Origin of the sequence: Halomonas sp. LC1, assembly GCF_030247125.1 — a bacterium.
Classification (GTDB): Bacteria; Pseudomonadota; Gammaproteobacteria; order Pseudomonadales; family Halomonadaceae; genus Vreelandella.
This window is the reverse complement of the sequence record NZ_JASSPG010000002.1, coordinates 203,722-223,495: the sequence shown is the minus strand read 5'-3', so window position 1 is coordinate 223,495 and position 19,774 is coordinate 203,722. Positions and strand designations below refer to the sequence as shown.

Sequence of the window (19,774 nt, the reverse complement as noted above, 5' to 3'; positions counted from 1 at the left end):
GGCAGCTATTGCTTGCTGCGTCAGCGTTTGGTGCAAAAAAGCCCCGTCACGTCGGGTTGCACACTTTTTGCACAAAGCTTACCTAATCGCTGCGTGGCAATCGGTGATGCTAGCATGATACGCGCTCTTTTCTGGAATTTTCGCTCTCAGCCAACGGATAACGCCCGTCCATGACCCCCTCTCGCTCTTACGCTTTTTCTCAGCAAGGTCGCATCGGCTTCGGTGCTCTGGCAGCGCTATTGGTGTTTGTCGGTGGTTTAGCTCTCGCTTGGTGGATCGTTAGCCAGCCACCCCGGGTCGAGCGCCGCCCGCCGCCACCGCCAACGCCGCCGGTGGTCGATATCATCACCACGGAACAGCAGGTGCAATCCCCCACGCTGAATGGCTTTGGCCGCGTTGAGGCAGAAAAATCCACCGAGCTTGCCAGCCGCGTAGCGGGCCAGCTAGAGCGCTTTGGCGATGGCGTGCTGCCTGGGCGAGTCGTGGAGCAAGGGGAGCCTGTGGCCCACATCGACCAAGCCGACCTGCGCTTAACGTTAGAAGACGCCGAAGCCCAGTTGGCGAATGCCCAGGCGCAGCTCGCCTTAGAGCAGGCCGAGCAGCAGCGCGCGCGCAGCGAGTACGAATCCTTTGGCCGCCAGCTCAGCGCCGAACGCCGCGCGCTGGTACTGCGTGAACCGCAGCTCCGTCAGGCCCAAGCTCAACTGACCCAAGCCCGCGTGGTGCGTGACCAAGCGGCGCTCAACCTAGAACGTGCGACCTTAACCGCCCCGTGGCGCGCCATGGTGCAAGAGCGCTTGGTGGGCGCTGGCAGCCTGCTGAGCCAAGGCACCGCCGTGGTGAGTTTGGTTGGCGTCGAGCAGTTCTGGGTGCGCGCCTCGCTGCCGGGCGAAACGCTGAATTGGCTGTCGCCGGGGGGGAGCGTCACGCTGACCAGCCAAGGCTGGCCAGAAGGTGCCTCACGGGAAGGCACGTTGCTCTCTATTCTGCCCAACCTCGAAGAGAACGGCCTTCAGGCCCAGCTGTTGATCGCCGTGGATGATCCGCTGGCGCTCAACCAGGACGGCCCCGCCCTGCGCTTGGGCGATGTGCTGCGCGTGGCGTTTCATACAACCGCCGAAGAGCCCTTGATTGCGCTGCCCTCAGCCGCACTTCGCCCCGGCGAGCAGGTGTGGTGGGTGGATGAGGATAATCGCCTGCAGAGCACCCAGGTCACGCTCGCCTATCGCGGCCAGGAAGAAGTGCTGATACGCAGTGGCCTGGAGCCCGGCCAGCGGGTAGTGACTGCCGGGCTGGCCCAACCCCGAGAGGGCCAGGAAGTACGGATTCGCCAGCGTGGCGATACCCCCGCTCAGGATGAGGGAGCGGCGCAATGATGCGTAAAGGCCCGTTGGCGTGGATGGTGGATCACGGCGTCGCCCCTAACCTGATGATGGCACTGTTTATCATCGGCGGGTTAATGGCATCGCTGGCGATTAAAAAAGAGGTCTTCCCTGAATTCGAGACCGAAATCGTTCAGGTCACCATCAGCTACCCGGGTGCCACGCCGGAGGATGTAGAGCAGAGCCTGCTGCTGCCGGTCGAGGCCGCGATTGCCGATGTGGAAGGCATCGATGAACTGACCGCCAGCGCCAGCGAAGGCAGTGGCGTGGTGAGCGCCACGCTGATTGATGGCGTGGACGTGATGCGTGCGTATCAGGATATTCAGCAATCCGTGAACGCCATCACCACCCTGCCCGCCGCCGCCGACCCGCCCCGCTTCACCCTGGCAGGCCGCTCGCGCAGCGTGGTCAGCCTTCAGGTATATGGCAACGTGGGCTTGGCCGCGCTTCACGACGCCGCCGAGAACGTACGCGCCGAGCTGCAGGCCACCAGCGGCATTTCCCGCGCCGAGCTTTCCGGCAACCGCGAACGGGAAATCCAGGTTCATTTGGATGACGAGGCCATTGAGCGCTACGGGTTGGATCATCAACAGCTGGCGGGCCGCATCGCCGAGGAAGCGCTGGACCTTGCCAGCGGCCAGCTCACAACCGACGAGGGTGAGTGGCTGATTCGCTACCAGGGGCGGCGCAACAGCGCCGAGGAGTTTGCCGAACTGCCTATCTTAACCACCGCCCAGGGCGCGCCCGTTATGCTCGGCGATATTGCCAGAGTGAGCGAAGGCTTTGCCGAAACCGACCGGGAGGAATTTTATAACGGCCAACCGGGGCTATCGGTGGACGTGTATCAAATCGGCGACCAAACGCCCACTGGTATTTCCAATGCGGTTTACGGCGAGTTGGAGCGGCTGCGGGCCAACCTGCCCGATGGCGTCAGCCTGGACGTTTCACGGGATAGCTCGGAAGTTTACGAAGACCGCCTCAGCCTGCTGCTGAAAAACGCCTGGATGGGGCTAGCGCTGGTACTGATTTTGATGGCGCTATTTTTAGAGGCGCGGCTGGCCTTTTGGGTCACGCTAGGCATTCCCACGGCTTTTTTAGGGGCCATGCTGTTTCTACCCTGGGTCGGCGTGTCGCTCAATATGATGTCGATGTTCGCCTTTATCATCGCCCTCGGCATCGTGGTGGATGACGCCATCATGGTGGGGGAGAACATCTACAGCTATCGAGAGCAGGGTTACTCGCTGCGAGATGCAGCGGTCAAAGGCGCTCAAGAAATTGCCACTCCGCTGACCTTTGCCATCCTCTCCAATATCGTCGCGTTTCTACCGCTCTTATTCCTGCCGGGCTTTTTGGGGCTGATTTTTGCCACCGTGCCGGTGGTGGTGATCACGGTGTTCGTGATTTCGCTGGTAGAAGCGCTGTTTATTCTGCCCGCCCACTTGGCCCACGCCAGCAAGCCCCGCCAAACGCCCGCGTGGCAGCGGCCCATCGAAGCGGTGCGACTCAGCATGCAGCGCGGTTTGCATCACTTCACCTATCAACAGTTTGAGCCCTTCTTGCAGCGTGCGCTCAATCAGCGCCTGCTCACCGTCGCTATGGGCGTCGCCATTCTCTGCGTGACCATGGCCTGGGCGATGAGCGGGCGGTTAGGTTTTTCGCTGATGCCTCGGGTCGAGTCTGATCAGGTACAAGCCACCGTCACCCTGCCAATTGGCAGCCATATCAGCGTGAGCCGCGAGCTTAGCCAGCAGCTACTTGATGCCGCCGAACAGCTCAGCGAGCAGGAAGAGACGCTCACTTTCAGCAGCACCCGCAGCAGCCTGGATGGCGAAAACCTGGAAGTACGTTTGGATATCGCGCCGGAAAGCCTCGATGCCTGGCCTCCTTCTCGCATCGCTCGGGAGTGGCGGGACCTCACCGGGGATCTGTTAGGCGCGCAGTCGGTACGTTTTGAGTCTGACGTGGGCGGCCCCGGCAGCGGGGCGGCGCTGAGCCTGCGACTCTCGCATCCCAATACCCAAGTACTGGAAGCCGCCGCCGCAGGTTTGGCAGAACGGCTGGGGGAGTATGGATTAACCGATATCGACAGCGGCCTGGGCGATGGCAAGCCGCAGCTAGAGATGCGTCTCTCCGCCGAAGGGCGTTCACTCGGGCTGACCGGCAGCGACCTCGCCCAGGCGCTGCGCGGCCCGCTGCAAGGAGCCACGGCGGTGGAGCAGTTTATCGGCCGCCAGGAGGTGAGCGTGGAAGTGCGCCTACCGGAGCAGTCGCGCAACAGCCTTAGCGAGCTATACCGCCTGCCGATAAGAACCCCCGACGGGATGAGCGTGCCGCTCTCTAGAGTCGCGGATATCACTCTGAGCCAAGCCTCCAGCAGCCTGCAGCGTATCGATGGGCGGCGGATTATCACCGTCACCGCCGATTCAGAGGGCGACCAAGCGATTAACCAAGTGCTCGCCACCCTTCAAGAAGAGGTCTTCCCCACGCTCAGCAACACCTGGCCAGGGCTTGAAGTGAGCATGGGCGGCCGTCAACAGGATACCGCCGACAACCTCGCCACCCTGCGTAACGCCATGTGGCTGATGTTAGCGGCCCTCTATGCGCTGCTCGCCATTCCGTTCAGAAGCTACCTGCAGCCGCTGTTAGTGATGGCCGCAATACCGTTTGGTATCGTCGGTGCCGTGGGCGGGCATATGCTGATGGGCTTTGGGCTGTCGATCATCAGCCTATTAGGTATGCTAGCGCTCTCCGGCGTGGTGATTAACGATGCGCTGGTGTTGATCGACTACGCTAACCGCAAGCGCCGGGAAGGCATGGCGCCTCGCGAAGCGATTGTGGCCGCCGCTACCCGTCGCTTGCGGCCGATTATGATGACCACGCTAACCACGTTCCTGGGGCTTGCGCCGATGATTCTGGAAACCTCACGCCAGGCACGCTTTATGATCCCCATGGCGATTTCGCTAGGCTTTGGCATGCTCTTCGCCACCATGATTCTGCTGCTGGTGGTGCCCTGCCTCTATTTAGGGCTGGAAAATCTGCGTGAACGGCTAAACGCGCCGCGCCAACCTAGCCAGCAAGGCGTGAACTAATGAGTAGATGGACCCGATTGCGCCAATGGCGGCCCTCGCGCCTAGGGCTAAAGCTGTTCGTGGCGATTCTCAGCGTTAACGTGGCCATCGCGGCGAGCGTGTTTCTGGCGGTCTCGTACAGTATCGACCGCGGCTTTCTGGAGTATCTCAATCAGGCCCAGGAGCGGCGGGCCACGCTGCTCGCCGATGGACTGATTACCCGCTGGGAAACCCAGGGCGACTGGGTTTGGTTAGAAACGTCGCCTGATCGTTGGCCCTATATTGTGCGCTTTGAGCTCGGCCAGGAGCATCGCGACCGCCCTTCTCCCCTTGGCGAAGCCCAGGATTTCGCTCTGCGCGATAGCGAAGGCGATTACGTGGTGCCCCCGGTAGATGCGCCACGCGGTTCGATGGGCTGGCGCTGGCTAACGCTGTATAGCGAGATGACCCCAAGCGGCCAGCGGGAAGCCATCGGCACGCTAGGTTTCCGCCCACCACAGGAGATGATGGAGCGCATGGAGAGCCGCTTTCTGGAGCGCCAGCAGCGTAACCTCGTGCTTATCGTGATCTCGCTGGGGCTGGCCTCGCTGCTGCTGGCGGGCGGGCTCTCCTGGTGGCTGGGTCGGCGCACCCGCGCCTTGGCCGGGGCCACGCTGCGTTTGACCGAAGGCGACTACCACACCCGCCTGCCGGAGCGTGGCAAAGACGAGCTTTCCCGCCTCGCTCGCGATTTCAACGTGCTGGCCGCCACCCTCGAAGCCAGCCGTGAAGCCCGCGCCCGCTGGGTCTCGGACACCGCCCATGAGCTGCGCACCCCGCTGGCCGTGCTGCGGGGTGAAATTGAAGCCATGCAGGACGGCATCCGCCCGCTGAATCAGGAAAACTTAAGTTCGCTGGCTCAGGAAGTGGCTCAGCTAGAGCGCTTAGTAGCCGATTTACGCCTGCTCTCCCAAAGCGATGCGGGCGCGCTGGATATCCAGCTTGCCCCCATGAATCTCAGCGAAAGTCTGGAAAGCCGCCTGAACGACGCCGACCGCTGGCTGGAAGAGAGCGGTCTCAGCCTCACCACGGCCCTGGCCGATGATGTGATGATTCGCGGCGATGCCCAACGGCTGCGCCAGCTGTGGAGCAACCTGCTGGATAACAGCTGCGCCTACACCCAACCGCCTGGCAAGCTAAACGTTGCCCTGACCTGCGAACGGGGCGACGCGGTGATTACCTGGCAAGACAGTGCCCCTGGCGTTCCCGAGGGAGAGCTGTCACGGCTGACCGAGCGACTCTACCGCGTGGAGGGTTCCCGCAACCGCGCCAGCGGCGGAAGCGGCCTAGGGCTTTCCATTGCCAGCGCGCTGGTAACGGCCCATGGTGGTACCCTCACCCCCAGCGCTTCGCCCCTTGGCGGCTTGACCTGGACCCTGCGGTTTCCGCTGTTAACCGTCTCTTAACCCGACCCTAAGCGAGCTTGCGATGACCCAGCGTGCTGAACACCCCGAGGCTCCCGCCCAAGACGGTCTCTATCAGGAGACGTCCCTACTGATCGTGGAGGACGAGCCTAAAATTGCCCGCCTCATGGCGGACTACCTGCAAAGCAATAACTTCGCTCCGACCATTATCAGCCATGGCAGTGACGTCATGCCCTGGCTGACCCAACACTCGACGTCGCTGGTACTGTTGGACGTGATGCTGCCGGGCAAAGATGGCCTGACGCTCTGCCGAGAAATTCGCCAACAGTGGCCGACCCTGCCGATCATCATGGTCACCGCCAAAGTGGAAGAGGTAGATCGTCTCCTCGGGCTCGAACTGGGTGCCGATGATTACATCTGCAAACCCTTTAGCCCGCGCGAAGTGGTGGCGCGTGTCAAAGCCGTGCTGCGCAGAAGCCATGCCGCCGCCCAGGGCGATGCCCCAACCACCGCCAAGCATGCCCCGGTGACGCTGGACGAAGAGGGCTGGCAGGCGCTCGCCAATGGCCATGACCTAGGGCTGACCGCCGTGGAGTTTCAACTGCTGCGCGTGATGATGCAGTCGCCTGGCCGGATCTTCAGCCGCGAGCAGCTGATGGATCATATGTACCGCGACAACCGCATCGTGTCCGAACGCACGGTCGACAGCCACATCAAGAAGCTGCGTAAAAAGATCACCGAAGCCCTGCCCGACCAGGAGATAATCCGCTCGGTGTATGGGGTGGGCTATAAGTATCAGCCCGAGGGGTAAGCCACTTACTCAGACGCGACATGACGGTTCAAGAACGCAATCCCCGCCTCGATGGCGCTTCCGCGCAGCAGGAAGCTCGTGACATGGCCACGCCCGCGCTGCAGGTAGAGTTCGCTAGGCGTCCCCTGGGCCTTCAACGCTGCGTAGAAGTCGGTGGCGTGATCGACCGGCACGAGCTGGTCCCAGCTGCCGTGAAACAGGAAAAAAGGCGGTGCCTTCGCGGTGATTTGCCGGGCCGGAGAGGCCAGCGCGTAGGCCTCCGACCGCTCGGCACGTGTGCCGCCGATAAAGTCGATCACGAGACGTCCATCGTCGAATTTCAACAGATCACTGGGTAACCCGCCCGCCAGCACTGCTGCCAAACGCGCATGCTCCCCGCCATAAGGCGCTGCCAACGGGCCTTCACTGCCAGCCAGGGCAAGCAAGCTGACCAAATGCGCGCCGGAGGAGAAGCCGACACCGACGATGCGGTCGGTATCGATCTGCCAGTCAGTGGCGTTGTCGTGTATCCAGGCCATCGCCTGCTGGAGATCGTGTAGCTGCGCGGGGAAACGATAGTCAGGGGCAAAGCGGTGTTCGATATTCACCGTGACGTACCCCTGTGCCGCCAACTGCGCCGCGATGCCTTCCATATCCTCCGGCCCTCGATTACGCCACCCCCCACCGTGTACCACGAGCGCCGCAGGACGACGTGCGTCGCCTGACGTCTCGGGGAGCAGCACCTGGGCACGTAAGGTTTCGGGCCACGTCTCAGGCGTGTAGGGCTGAGGAGCCAGGCGGCTAAACGGCTGGGGGGCGCGCAGCGTGCCCTGCTCGATGGCAGGCTCCCCTTGGCTGACTTGATGCGTGACACCGCAGCCGCTTAACCACACGGCTAGCGCGCTGACACTCACGATTCGGCGTAGACCACGAATATCTGGCATGCGTCTCTCCTTCTGACCAACGGTAGTGGCGTTTCCCCTCACCGCTCAACCGCCCCGTGCTCTATCTTGTCGTTTCGTCTCATCTGAGAAGGTCACGGTTGTTGCACACTTTGTGCAAACGTTTTACACCAAGCCCATGAATACTGACATCGTCAAATTACCATGTATTCACCGATGAGGTATGCCATGAAGATGTCACTTCGCCAACTGTTCGCGCCCGCTCTGCTGGCCGTCGCCCTGACACCGTTAGCCTTCACCGCACAAGCGGATCACCACGATGGCCAAGGCATGGATCGTGAGGCCATGAAAGAGCGCATGGAAGAGCGCCGCCAGGAAGTTTACCAGCGCGCTGAACTGAGCGAGGAGCAGCAAGCAGCCCTCAATGAGGCCCACGCCGAGCATCGTGAGGCCGTCCTGGCACTGCGTGAAGAGCATCAAGCCCGTGTCGCCGAGATTCTCTCCGACGAAGAGCAGCAGGCGCTGCGTGATGCCATGCACGCTGAGTACCGCCAGGAGCGTGGTCATAGTGGCCACGGCAAACGCGGTCACCATGACGATTCCACCCACGACATGGACACCGAAGAGGCTGCTGCCGAGTAAGCGTTTATTTAGCGTCAAACACGCTCTCCGCGCCCAGCTTAGCTGGGCGCGTTTGTTTCTATACTCCTCCCGCAGCCCGTTGCGCGCCCTGTCTCATGCGCTTCCACCCTGGCTGGCCTGCTTGGCGCTCGACTTGAAGTGAACGCCTAAAGCGCGTATTTTATTTGAACGTTCATTCAAAAATAACGTGTTTCTCATCTTTGTCTTAACAACAGGAGTCCGCCTCCATGGCGAAAGACAACCCCGTCCTCCCCTCACGAGACCGCTTGAACCCCGTGGTTTTCCACGGCAGCGTCGCCGGTATTCTCGTGTTCTTGATCATGACGATGCTGTTCACCGAGCAAGCAGGCGCTTTCTTCGATGCAGGCCTTGCCTGGGTGAGCAAAACGTTTGGCTGGTACTACATGCTGGCGATTGTGGCATATCTGGTGTTCGTGGTGATCATCGGCATGTCCCGTTACGGCAGCATCCGCCTTGGCCCCGACCACTCACGGCCTGAGTTCTCGCTACTCTCCTGGTCGGCCATGCTGTTTGCCGCAGGCATTGGCATTGACCTTTTGTTTTTCAGCGTTGCCGAGCCGGTTGCCCACTATTTGGCACCGCCGGACCTAACTCCTGAAAGCCAAGAGGCCATGCGCAACGCCGTGGTACAAACCTACCTGCACTGGGGGCTCTCCGGTTGGGGTCTGTACGTGCTGATGGGCATGGCCCTGGCCTACTTCAGCTACCGTCACCGTTTGCCGCTGGCGATTCGCAGCGCGCTCTATCCGCTGCTGGGCAAGCGCATTCACGGCCCGATTGGCAACGCCGTCGATATCACTGCCGTCATTTCGACCGTGTTCGGTATTGCCACCAGCTTGGGCATTGGCGTGATTCAGCTCAACTACGGCCTAAACTACATGTTCGACGTGCCGGAAACGCTGACGGTGCAGGTCATTTTGATCGTGCTGGTGGTCGTACTCGCCACGATCTCGGTAGTCACCGGCGTCGAGAAAGGCATTCGTCGCCTCTCCGAGTTCAACATGCTGTTGGCCCTGGCGCTGATGCTGTTCGTGCTCTTTTCCGGCGACACCCTGGTGCTGCTGGATAAGGTGGTCAACAACGCGGGCGACTATCTCTCTGGCTTCGTGTCTGCCAGCTTCGACACCTACGCCTTTGCCGATGAAGGCGCCCAAGAGTGGAAAATGTGGTGGACCATCTTCTTCTGGGGCTGGTGGATCGCCTGGACGCCTTTCGTAGGCCTGTTCCTGGCGCGTATCTCTCGCGGTCGTACCATTCGTCAGTTCGTGGCCGGTGCGCTGTTCATTCCGCTGTCGTTCATGATGGTGTGGATGTCCATTTTCGGTAACAGCGGTATCGAGCTGGTCGCCAACCAGGGCGTTGTCGAGCTGGGCGAACAGGCGCTGAACTCACCGCAAACCACGCTGTATACGCTGCTTGAGTACTACCCCTATGTGGGCATTACCGCCGCCGTCGTGACCGTGTTGGGTATCGTCTTCTTCATTACCTCGGCGGATTCGGGTGCGCTGGTATTGGCCAACTTCACCTCGATCTTAAGCGACGTGAACCACGATGCGCCGGTGAAGCTGCGCATCTTCTGGTCGGCCGTGATTGGCTTGATTACCGTGGCTCTGCTCATGGCAGGCGGCTTAAACGCGCTACAAAGCGCAGTCGTGATTACGGCGCTGCCCTTCTCGGTGGTGATCTTTGCCATCATGGTGGGCACCTATAAAGCGCTGAAGCTGGAAGGCAGCAAAGCCGACGCACGCCGCATGATTGCGGGCGGTGCCCCGGGTGGCGACTGGCGGGAGCGTTTGGATCGCGCGCTGGACACCTCCAACCGTGCCGGTGCCGCGGCGACCATTCAGCACTCGATTCGCCCCGCGATGACACAGTTTGCCCAGGAGCTGGAGAGCCGTGGTCAGGCCGCTAACGTCACCGAAGAGCAGGTCGAGGGGGAGTCGCTGCCCACGCTGACGCTTCAGGTCGACTTTGGTGACGCAACAAGCTTTGTCTACCAGGTTTGCCCGCACCGCATGCGGACACCGAGCTTTATTCCAGCAGACGATGACTTCTACGTGCGTCTGGATGTGTACCTTGCCGAAGGCGGTCAGGAGAAAGACCTCAATGGCTACACTCGGGGTCAGGTGATTGGGGATTTGGTGGCCGAATACGAGCGCCACTTGCACTTCCTCACCCTGGCAGGTGGCCACGTACAGGCCATGCCGGGCACCATTGGCGAACCGCCAGAGGATGCTCAGCTGTAACGGCACTCGCCCAATAAGAAACCCCGGTCTATTGACCGGGGTTTTTTGTGCTTGCCGTACTCGCGCGCTTTAGAAGAAGCCCAGCGGGTTGATATCGTAGCTCACCAGCAGATTCTTGGTTTGCTGGTAGTGCTCGAGTGCCATCTTGTGGGTTTCACGACCCACGCCCGACTTCTTGTAGCCGCCGAAAGCAGCGTGGGCGGGGTACTGGTGGTAGCAGTTGGTCCAGACGCGGCCCGCTTGAATGCCACGGCCCATGCGGAAGGCCACGTTGATGTCGCGGCTCCACACGCCCGCCCCCAAGCCAAACTCGGTATCGTTGGCAATCGCCAGCGCTTCCTCTTCGTCCTTGAAGGTCGTCACGGCGACCACCGGACCAAAAATCTCCTCCTGGAAGACACGCATCTGGTTGGTGCCTTTCAACAACGTTGGCTGAATGTAGTAACCGCTGTTGATGCTGTCATCCAGCGTCTCTTTGTTACCGCCGGTGAGGAACTCGGCGCCCTCGTCCCGGGCGATATCCATGTACGACATGATCTTGTCGAACTGCTCTTGGGATGCCTGAGCGCCCACCTGAACGTCGGTATCCAGCGGGTTACCCCGTTTGATGGTTTTGGTGCGCTCGATGACTTTCGCCATGAACTCGTCGTACATGCTCTCTTGAATCAGCGCCCGCGACGGGCAGGTGCACACTTCCCCTTGGTTGAAGAAGGCCAGCACCAGTCCTTCTACTGCTTTGTCGATGAACGTCGGCTCGGCGTTCATGATGTCGGCAAAGTAGATATTGGGGGACTTACCGCCCAGCTCGACGGTAGAGGGAATGATGTTCTCTGCCGCACACTTCAGAATATGCGAGCCCACCGGCGTCGAACCGGTAAAGGCGATCTTGGCGATGCGCTTGCTGGTCGCCAGCGCCTGACCGGCTTCCGCGCCAAAACCGTTGACGATATTGAGTACGCCCGGCGGCAGCAGGTCGCCAATCAACTCGGCGACTTTCAAAATGGAAGCAGGGGTCTGCTCGGCGGGCTTGAGAACGACGCAGTTACCTGCCGCCAGCGCCGGACCTAGCTTCCACGCTGCCATCAAAATCGGGAAGTTCCAAGGGATGATTTGCCCCACCACGCCCAGCGGCTCGTGGAAGTGGTACGCCACGGTGTTGGCGTCGATATCGGCGGCGGTGCCCTCCTGGGAGCGCAGGCAGCCGGCGAAATAGCGGAAGTGGTCGACGGCCAGCGGGATGTCCGCATTGAGGGTTTCACGCACCGCTTTGCCGTTATCCCACGTTTCGGCCACGGCCAGCATTTCGAGGTTTTGCTCGATGCGATCGGCGATTTTGAGCAGGATGTTACTGCGCTCTTGTACCGAGGTCTTGCCCCACGCCGGAGCGGCTTTATGGGCCGCGTCTAACGCTTTTTCGATATCTTCAGCGCTAGAGCGGGGAATTTCACAGAACACTTTGCCGTTCACTGGGCTAATGTTGTCGAAGTACTGACCGTTCACCGGGGGGACGAATTCACCGCCGATGTAGTTGCCATAGCGCTTTTCGAACGACACAACAGAGCCCGCTTCACCTGGGTTGGCGTAGATCATGGTACTGCTCCTGAGTATTATGATTATTAAAAGGTGCCTACCCAGTGTTGGCCACTCACGCCATTCACGATATAGCCCGATGGCAGGACGCACCCTCATTCCTTGGTAGGAGACGCCATGTACTCGCTGTTAGTGGCAGATGACCATCCGCTGTTCCGCGATGCGCTGCACGCGGTGATTCGCAGCGGCTTCACCGATACGGAGCTGGTCGAAGCCGACAGCCTTGCCGCGGCCATCGCACGTATCGAAGCGCAAGAGGGGCTGGACCTGCTGTTGCTCGATTTGAGCCTGCCGGATGCCGACGGGCTAGAGGGGCTGAAAGCGCTTCGCGAGACGTTTCCCTGGCTGCCGGTCGCCATCGTTTCTGCCCATCAGGAGCGCCAGCTCGTGCTCGATGCCATTACGCTAGGGGCAGTGGGCTATATCCCAAAATCGACGCCACGGGAGCAGCTGCTTGCCGCTCTGCAGCAAATCCTCCAAGGGCAGCTCTATTTGCCCGCCGAGATCATGCGCCGCCCTCCTCCCAGGCCTCCTTCGGCGCCCGGCGCGACACTCTCGGACGACCGCCAGAGTCGCTTACCTCGGCTGACCGAAAAACAGTTGGATGTGTTGAGCTGCATGAGCCAGGGCATGTCGAACAAGCAGATTGCCCGAGAACTTGCCATCGCTGAAACCACGGTCAAAACCCATGTATCGGCGATTTTGCGTAAGCTCGGCGCGAGCAGCCGAGTGCACGCCATTGTCATGGCTGGCGAGGAAGATTTAAGCGGTTATCTTGCGAAACGTCCGGTGCGTTAACGGCTCTCCAACAGCGTGCCCAGCAACATTTTGAGACGCAGCGGTTTGAGCGGTTTTAGCAGACAGTGGATCCCTGCTTCGCGGGTGGCACGCTTCACGGCGGCCTCATGGTTGGCAGTGATCACCACGGCGGCTAACCCTGGGTAGCGTCGACGCAGTCGAGCAGCGAGGTCGATGCCGTTCTCTCGATGGTCGCCGAGATGATAATCCACCAATAGAACGGCGGGACGTTCACCGTCGCTAGCCGCTTCCAACGCGCTCACCGTCGCGGCCGCGCGTACCCGGCATCCCCAACTGCCCAGGAGCGCCTGCATGCCTTCGGTAATGGCCGGATCATCGTCCACCACCCAGACGACGCACCCTTGCAAGGGATCGTCATCCCACTCGATGGACGTTCGCGACGGGACGGCGCTGTCCTCGCCGATGTCGGCATAGGGCACCAAAATGGAGAACAGAGAGCCGTGGCCCAGTCGAGAGGCCAACCGAACGGGGTGGCCCAGCATCGTGCTAATGCGATCCACGATGGCCAATCCCAACCCCAACCCGCGACTCTGGTTCGCCTGCGGCTGGCTGGCGCGGCGAAACTCCAAAAAAATCGCCTGACGCTGCGGTTCGGGGATACCCGGGCCGGTATCCCCGACCATGATCTCCAATCCGTCGCGGCGGCGGCGGCAACCTAACAGCAAGTGGCCATGTTCGGTGTAGCGCACCGCATTGCTGAGAAAATTACGCACAACCCGAGCCAGCAGCGCCAGGTCGGATTCCACCCACACCAGGGAGGGGACGTAGTGCAGGCTGAGACCGCGAACCCCGGCCACTTGGCGGTACTCCTCAGCCAACGCATCCAGCAGCGTGTTGACGGCAAAGGGCGCTTTATCGGCGTGGAGCACTCCGGCGTCAAGACGGGAGATGTCCACCAGCGTTCCCAGCAGCCCTTCGACATCTTTCAGCGACCGGCCAATATGGCCGACCAGTGCTTGGGACGCTGCCGGCAGCGCATGGGCTTCCAGGGCACTGGCGAACAGTCGAGCGGCGTTGAGCGGCTGAAGCAGGTCATGACTGACTGCGGCTAGGAATTTGGTTTTCGACTCATTGGCCGCTTGGGCGTCGGCATGGGCGGCCAACAGCCGAGCGTTGACCTGACTCAACTCATCCAGCGTGCGGTGCAGCGCGTCGGTGCGCTCGCGCACCTGCTCGGCGAGCAGCACGGAGCGTTCGAACGCGGCGTAAGGCGCACCGTTGGGAGCACCGCCAGCCTCCACCCGCTCCATGAGCGCCGTACACACGCTGCGCAAGCGCCGATTCTCTTCGCGCAGGGCTGCCACATCGTCGTCCCGTGGCGACGAATCAGAGAGCTGGAAGAGTGCCAAACGCCACCCCCGTAAAGGTTTGGTTCACATGCATGCCATGGTGCTGCTCGCCGTAAGTATTGAAACCGACCACCCTCGCCCGACGCAGCAGCGCGGAGGCTTGGTCGAGTTGTTCCAGCGACTCCAGCGCCATGCGCCTTAAAAAGCAGTCGCAGCCAATGATGGCGGCAGGTTCGCCTAGACGGGCTTCTAGGCGCTGCAGCATGCGGGCTAAATCGTCCAGCAGCGGCGTGGGCTGCATAGCGGTGAGCACGATGCCATTCTCGACCGCGCAGTAGAAGCTTAGACTGCCGTCGTCATTGACCCGCTGAATCGAGCGAACGTAGTGCTGGCCGCCCAAGTGCACCGCCAGCGGGTGTCGGGCGAAGACCGCCGGTGCCAACGCCTCGACCGGACAGCCCACCAGAGCAGCATACAGTTCGGCGGCGGGTACACCGTTGAGTTCAAGTACGCGGCGACGCTCCCGGTCCGCCCCGGTGACCACCAGCTTATGCTCGAGCGGCTCAAGATGGTGGGTAGAGAAGACGTCAAACGGCAGCCGAGTATTCATCATGACGACCACCGCCGCTCGGGTATGAAAGCGCCCGTTGGCATACACATGGGTGTGGGTGAGATGGTTGTCGTCGCCTGCGGAACCTCCAAAGCTTGGAATACGCCCGAGTGCCGCATCCAGCGTTGCCAGTACCTGCTCCTCGCGGCTTGAAAGACCATCCAGCAGTGTCAGGGCAAAGCTGTGTTCGTTGACCGGAGCCACGGCTTGTCGACGGCAGCGCTCCAAGAGCGCATCGACCAGCGGCTGCGCGACGGGTAAATCGAAATGATCCAGGTCATCGATCAGCGCGGTTTCGACGGCAAAAAAGCGTCGATCGAAGGAGATGGCAACGATCGAACCACGGTCATAGCCATCGGGCGTTAGCTCGCCCGCCGTGGTGCAGCCGCTGACGGGCAGCTCACCAAATGCCTGACAGAGCGCATCAGCCAGCCGATCCAGCGGGTACTCAGCGCTGCAAAAAAACAGCACGAAACCGGCGTGCTCATGACACAACTCGGCCGCCAGCGCATGGGCAGCCACCTGCGGGTCGGCCTCACGGCTCGCAGCCGCGATCAGGCCACGGTTAGTGAAGCTGGTGATCACGACGCCATGTCTCCAGCGCAGCGTGAGTACGTGCCGCACAGTGGCGGAGCGCGTTGAAACAGGCGTCCAGCGACGCCAACGATGCCTCATCATGGGCAGCCATGGTTTCTAACCGTTTGGCCTGAACGGCAAGCAGCTCGGCACCTATGCTCACGGATTCCCCCCGTAACTGATGCGCCAGCCGCTGGACCTGATGCCAGTGTTTGCGATCGGGCTGGCTGCCGGGCGCAAAATAGCCCGCAAGCTGGGGGATGTAGTCGTTCACCTGCTGGTGGTAGAGCACCACCAGTTGGTTGACGCTGTCAGGGCCTAGCGAGCCAATGAGCGTTGCCAGTGTCGCCTCATTGAGCAGAGCCGCGTCATTCCCTTCCTGCGTGGACGCCAAGCGCGCGGGGGCGACGGGCGTCTGCGTGGGCGAGAGCTGCAGCGCCAACACGTTACCCAGGGCTAGCAGCGAGAGCGGCTTGGTGATGTAGTCATTCATGCCCGCAGCGAGACAGCGTCGACGATCATCCTCAGCGCCACCGGCGGTCATCGCCACGATGGGTACCTCGCTGCACCAGCCCCCCATCGCCCGCAATTGCTGCGTGACGGTGATGCCGTCGATATCCGGCAGTTGAATGTCCATGAAGATGAGATGCACCTGCTGACGCTGCACCATCGCCAGAGCGTCGCGGCCATTTTCTGCGCACACCACCTCGCAGCCCAACCGTGATAGTAGCCCCACCGCTACTTTGCGATTGACCGCGTTATCCTCTACCAAGAGCAGCGACGTGCCGCCAAAGTCCCGCGTAGGCTCGGCGGGCAGCGGTGTCGTGACAGGGGTCGCTTCGACGAGCGGCAGCTCACACCAGAAAGTACTGCCCTGGCCCGGCGTACTGTTAACGCCCAGCCGCCCCTGCATGGCTTCACTCAACCGCTTACAGATGGCCAAGCCCAAACCGGTGCCGCCATAGCGACGTGCAACGCTTTCATCCGCCTGCTGGAAGGGTTCGAAAAGCGTTTCTTGCTGTTCGCTATTGAGCCCGCAGCCGGTATCGGTGATGTCGAACGAGAGATACTCGACGGTCGACGACACCCGAATCGAGACGCTGCCGTAGTCGGTGAACTTGATCGCATTGGCAATGAGGTTGAGCAGGATCTGCCGCAAACGCCCCGCGTCGATCATCACCCAGGCTGGCACCAGTGGGTCCACGTGCAGCGACAGCTGAAGCCCTTTTGCCTGCGCTCTGGGTTCAAAGAGCGCCATGACCCCTTCTACCAGCGGCTTAAGCTCGGTCGGCGACGTTTCCAGGGTCAAATGGCCGGCCTCGATTTTGGAGAAATCGAGAATCTCGTTGATCATCGCGAGTAGCTGGTTGGCACTCTCGTGAATGGTACGGGCGTAGTCTTCGACCTGGGCGGGACTGGCGGGCTCGCGCAGCAGCTCGCTCATCCCAATCACGCCGTTGAGCGGCGTGCGAATTTCATGGCTGACCATGGCCAGAAAGTCCGATTTCGCATGGTTGGCGGCTTGCGCCTGCTTTGCCGTCACCTGAAGCTGTTTACTGAGCTGCTCTTGCTCCCGTCGCGCTGCTGCGCTCTCGCGCATCTCACGCACCAGAAAGACAATGACCGTCAGCACGGCGAAGCTCATTCCAATCAGCAAAGAAATCAGTAATTTATACAGCGTACTCAGAAGCGCACGCTCTTCGGTGGCAGACTCCGCTAAATAGCCGTTGATCGTAATCACCAAGCGCTCGGTCAGTCGAGTCAGCGCCTGTAGCTCGGTCTCCAACGCCGTGACGGGCAGCCGAGCCATGGACTCGTGGGGTTCGAACATGGGGTCGAGGGTGTCGAGCTGCTGCTGAATGTGGTCCAGCAGTTCACTGGCGGCACTAATACTTTGCAACAGCGAGCTGACTTCCCCTTCGCGTAGCAGGGTGATACGGCTGTAGAGCAGCTCGAAGCGGAGATTGAGCTCGTCCTGGGCGGCCGGTGATAAAGGGCCTCGGGTCTCTGCCAGCAAATGGTTGAGCAGTTGCACGGCGTCACGATCGAGCTTGTAAACCACCCAGGCGGTATCTTCACGCAGGCTTTGCGTCAAGTTGTCCTGGCGCCAAGCCGATAAGCCAGCCACCACCAACGCCGCCGCAAACAGCAGCACGGTAATGATGGCAACCAGCTTGAGGCGACGCGGGTAGCGCAGCAGGCGGGGCGCCCGTGCGGCAGACTCACTAGTGGACATGGATGTGCATGACCTGCCACACGGCTCTGAAGCGCATACGCTCACTCAACAGCGCTTCGTCATGATCGAAGGGGTAAAGCACCCATAACGGGCCATATTCGCGGATGGGAATGGTCTGTCCGTCTCGCTCAAGGGCCAAAATCACGTCGTAGTCGTAAAAATCCTCGGTGGGAATCTCCGCTTCATAGCCATTCAACGCCGCCACGTTAATGGTATCGCCCTCTGCCCCGACGTGTTCGAGCAGCGTGCGCATCAGCGGTCCACGGTAGTGGCTCGTGCCTTCGGTCCACGGCGTACCGGTGGTGAACTCATGCTGAGGCAAAGCGCTCAACATGGCACTATCGAAATGGGCCTCGTCGTCGACGTTGGCCGCTGTCACCTCTCCCTCTATCTTGAGAATCACCGGCCCACTAGGCGTTGCCAGTGTTCCCGTCTCTGCCGCGTCCGCTAGCCCCGTATGGGGAATGCTGAACGCCAGCATAGTCCACCCCAATAACAACGCTTTCACTACTGACTCCTCGTATCGTAGTGCCTGAGCGACGCGACGGCTGTCGCAAGCGCAAGGCAATAAAAAAGAGATGGCGTTAGGGTACGCCATCTCGATTCATTGGTCAGTTGAATGTCGACTTTTTTGGTAAGCGGAGCGTAACGCGAAGGTTGCCTTCGTTAGGTTTTGAGTTTTTCCACCGGCTCGAACCGTACCAGTTCTTCGTAGGCGTGCCAGCTCGCGTGGCCGAGAACGGGCAGTATGAGCGCCAAACCGATATAGAACGTCATGACGCCCACCAGTACGCAGCCCGTCAGGATGGCGGCCCATAGCAGCATGGGGCGGAAATTGCGGGCCACACAGCGCACGCTGGCTTCGATGCCCTCCATGAACGTGAGGTCTTGATCCATGAGCGTAGGAATGGCGACGACGCTGATGGCAAAAGCACCAAAGGCCAGAACGCCACCGGCAACGGTGCCGACGGCAAGCATGCTAAGCCCTTCGGGCGTTGTGACCAGCGCCGTGTAGAGCGTAGCTGGGCTGGGCACTTCGAATCCGAAAAAGAGCGCAAAGAGCAGTGTGGCGAGACGTATCCATGCCAAAAAGAAGATCATCATCATCACACCCATCATGGCGAGCTGACCCGCATGCGGCCGCCAACTACCGAACGCGTCGCCCAAGTTAGGAACTCGGCCGCGTTCAAGCGCTAAGCTGATACCGTAGGAGCCCACCGCCACGAGCGGCCCAATGAACATGAAGCCAGCAATCATGGGCAGCAACCAGTGCCAGTAGCCCAAGGTGTAGGCACCCAGCGTAATGGCGATACTCAACCCCACCCAGAACATGCCGTAGGACAAGCTGATGGCCGAGGCACGGCGAAAATCTTCGACGCCTGCAGCGAGCCAGGCTTTAGGCCTGTCCATGCCGACCTTGTTGATGATGATTTTAACGTTGGGCGCATCGGCTGATTGGCCGTGAGTTTTTGTTGTTACTGCATTCATGGCGTAACTCCTATGATTTACCCCAAATGGCTGTCACTGACCCAAGCACCAAGGTAAATAGCTACCATGTGTGTTGACACCATTAATCCAACGTTAATGGCTTAATGTTCTTTTAATGTAGCTGAGCCAGTGTCACGTGAAGGGCTTTCCCGCCACTCAGTACAAAAAATCCTCCTCTGGCGCTCTTAACGACAATTAATTCGATGCGTTAGCGTGTCGTGATATTCACGACAAAAAAAAGCTCCAGGCCAATGGCCCGGAGCTTCGTGGGGTAGACGGCGTTCAGCGCACGATCATCACCGATATCTTGGCATGATGAACGACATGCTCCGCATTGGGGCCAAGCACGTAATCGACGAACTTACGTTTGGTGTGCGACGCCATCACGATCAGGTCGGCATCGATTTTCTTGCCGACTTTGATAATGGCCTCCCAAGGCGAGCCATCGACGATCACACTTTGGGTCTTGATCCCTTCCGGCACCTGCTCTTGAATGAATTTGTGCTGCGCCTCTTTCATGGCCACATGCGCTTTTTCAGAGAAGTTTTTCGGAAAATAAGCGCCCACCATGGGCATTTTGAATTCCGGCAGTACCGTCACCACGTGTAGCGATGCCCCAAAGGTTTGGCACAGGGTCACCGCCGTAGGCAGCGCTTTCTTCCATGACGCTTCTTCGTTCAAGTCCACGGGCAGTAGCACTTTATGGTACATG

At 60.5% G+C, this 19,774-nt stretch carries 15 protein-coding genes; 7 read left to right on the top strand and 8 right to left on the bottom strand.

The features are described 5' to 3' along the window. Positions 1-170: 170 nt before the first annotated feature. Genes QIT27_RS03935 through QIT27_RS03920 form a run of 4 tightly spaced genes read left to right on the top strand, consistent with a single transcriptional unit; the run spans position 171 to position 6,664 of the window. The gene (locus tag QIT27_RS03935; RefSeq protein WP_285262951.1) at positions 171-1,376 is read left to right on the top strand and encodes an efflux RND transporter periplasmic adaptor subunit; all 1,206 of its coding nucleotides are present in this window, start codon (positions 171-173) and stop codon (positions 1,374-1,376) included. After that, positions 1,373-4,471 (top strand): efflux RND transporter permease subunit, encoded by a 3,099-nt coding sequence (locus QIT27_RS03930; protein WP_285262950.1) that lies wholly within the window; start codon positions 1,373-1,375, stop codon positions 4,469-4,471. The genes QIT27_RS03935 and QIT27_RS03930 overlap by 4 nt, the downstream gene beginning before the upstream one ends. Continuing rightward, positions 4,471-5,895: an ATP-binding protein gene (locus QIT27_RS03925; RefSeq protein WP_285262949.1), complete on the top strand. Its 1,425-nt coding sequence runs from the start codon at positions 4,471-4,473 to the stop codon at positions 5,893-5,895. Before QIT27_RS03930 ends, QIT27_RS03925 begins: the two co-directional genes overlap by 1 nt. A gap of 22 nt (positions 5,896-5,917) precedes the next feature. Continuing rightward, complete coding sequence (locus QIT27_RS03920; protein ID WP_285262948.1) at positions 5,918-6,664, top strand: response regulator; 747 nt, start codon at positions 5,918-5,920, stop codon at positions 6,662-6,664. Positions 6,665-6,669: 5 nt separating this feature from the next. On the opposite strand, the gene QIT27_RS03915 is transcribed toward QIT27_RS03920, so the two are convergent. Further along, positions 6,670-7,587, bottom strand: a complete 918-nt coding sequence (locus QIT27_RS03915) for an alpha/beta hydrolase (RefSeq protein ID WP_285262947.1) — start codon at positions 7,585-7,587, stop codon at positions 6,670-6,672. 186 nt (positions 7,588-7,773) lie between these two features. On the opposite strand from QIT27_RS03915, the gene QIT27_RS03910 reads away from it, so the two are divergent. Further along, complete coding sequence (locus QIT27_RS03910; RefSeq protein ID WP_285262946.1) at positions 7,774-8,187, top strand: hypothetical protein; 414 nt, start codon at positions 7,774-7,776, stop codon at positions 8,185-8,187. A 227-nt stretch (positions 8,188-8,414) separates the two neighbouring features. Continuing rightward, positions 8,415-10,454, top strand: coding sequence for a choline BCCT transporter BetT (betT, locus tag QIT27_RS03905; RefSeq protein ID WP_285262945.1), 2,040 nt, complete (start codon positions 8,415-8,417; stop codon positions 10,452-10,454). Positions 10,455-10,523: 69 nt separating this feature from the next. On the opposite strand, the gene exaC is transcribed toward betT, so the two are convergent. Then, positions 10,524-12,044: an acetaldehyde dehydrogenase ExaC gene (gene exaC, locus QIT27_RS03900; protein ID WP_159343065.1), complete on the bottom strand. Its 1,521-nt coding sequence runs from the start codon at positions 12,042-12,044 to the stop codon at positions 10,524-10,526. Between the two features lie 117 nt (positions 12,045-12,161). Between exaC and QIT27_RS03895 the strand changes: the two genes are divergently transcribed. Further along, positions 12,162-12,842 (top strand): response regulator, encoded by a 681-nt coding sequence (locus QIT27_RS03895; RefSeq protein WP_285262944.1) that lies wholly within the window; start codon positions 12,162-12,164, stop codon positions 12,840-12,842. On the opposite strand, the gene QIT27_RS03890 is transcribed toward QIT27_RS03895, so the two are convergent. The 6 genes from QIT27_RS03890 to QIT27_RS03865 form a co-directional block, all read right to left on the bottom strand. After that, positions 12,839-14,212 (bottom strand): hybrid sensor histidine kinase/response regulator, encoded by a 1,374-nt coding sequence (locus QIT27_RS03890; RefSeq protein WP_285262943.1) that lies wholly within the window; start codon positions 14,210-14,212, stop codon positions 12,839-12,841. The two genes, QIT27_RS03895 and QIT27_RS03890, sit on opposite strands and share 4 nt — an antisense overlap. Then, positions 14,190-15,344: a nitric oxide-sensing protein NosP gene (nosP, locus tag QIT27_RS03885; protein ID WP_502875187.1), complete on the bottom strand. Its 1,155-nt coding sequence runs from the start codon at positions 15,342-15,344 to the stop codon at positions 14,190-14,192. The genes QIT27_RS03890 and nosP overlap by 23 nt, the downstream gene beginning before the upstream one ends. Further along, entirely contained in the window at positions 15,328-17,574 is a 2,247-nt protein-coding gene (locus tag QIT27_RS03880) for an ATP-binding protein (protein WP_285262941.1), read from the bottom strand. The genes nosP and QIT27_RS03880 overlap by 17 nt, the downstream gene beginning before the upstream one ends. Continuing rightward, complete coding sequence (locus tag QIT27_RS03875; protein WP_285263155.1) at positions 17,564-18,055, bottom strand: putative pterin-binding protein; 492 nt, start codon at positions 18,053-18,055, stop codon at positions 17,564-17,566. Before QIT27_RS03875 ends, QIT27_RS03880 begins: the two co-directional genes overlap by 11 nt. Before the next feature lie 185 nt (positions 18,056-18,240). Further along, the gene (locus QIT27_RS03870; protein ID WP_159343069.1) at positions 18,241-19,062 is read right to left on the bottom strand and encodes a DUF2189 domain-containing protein; all 822 of its coding nucleotides are present in this window, start codon (positions 19,060-19,062) and stop codon (positions 18,241-18,243) included. 282 nt (positions 19,063-19,344) lie between these two features. Further along, entirely contained in the window at positions 19,345-19,773 is a 429-nt protein-coding gene (locus tag QIT27_RS03865; RefSeq protein WP_159343070.1) for a universal stress protein, read from the bottom strand. Between the last annotated feature and the right edge of the window lies 1 nt (position 19,774).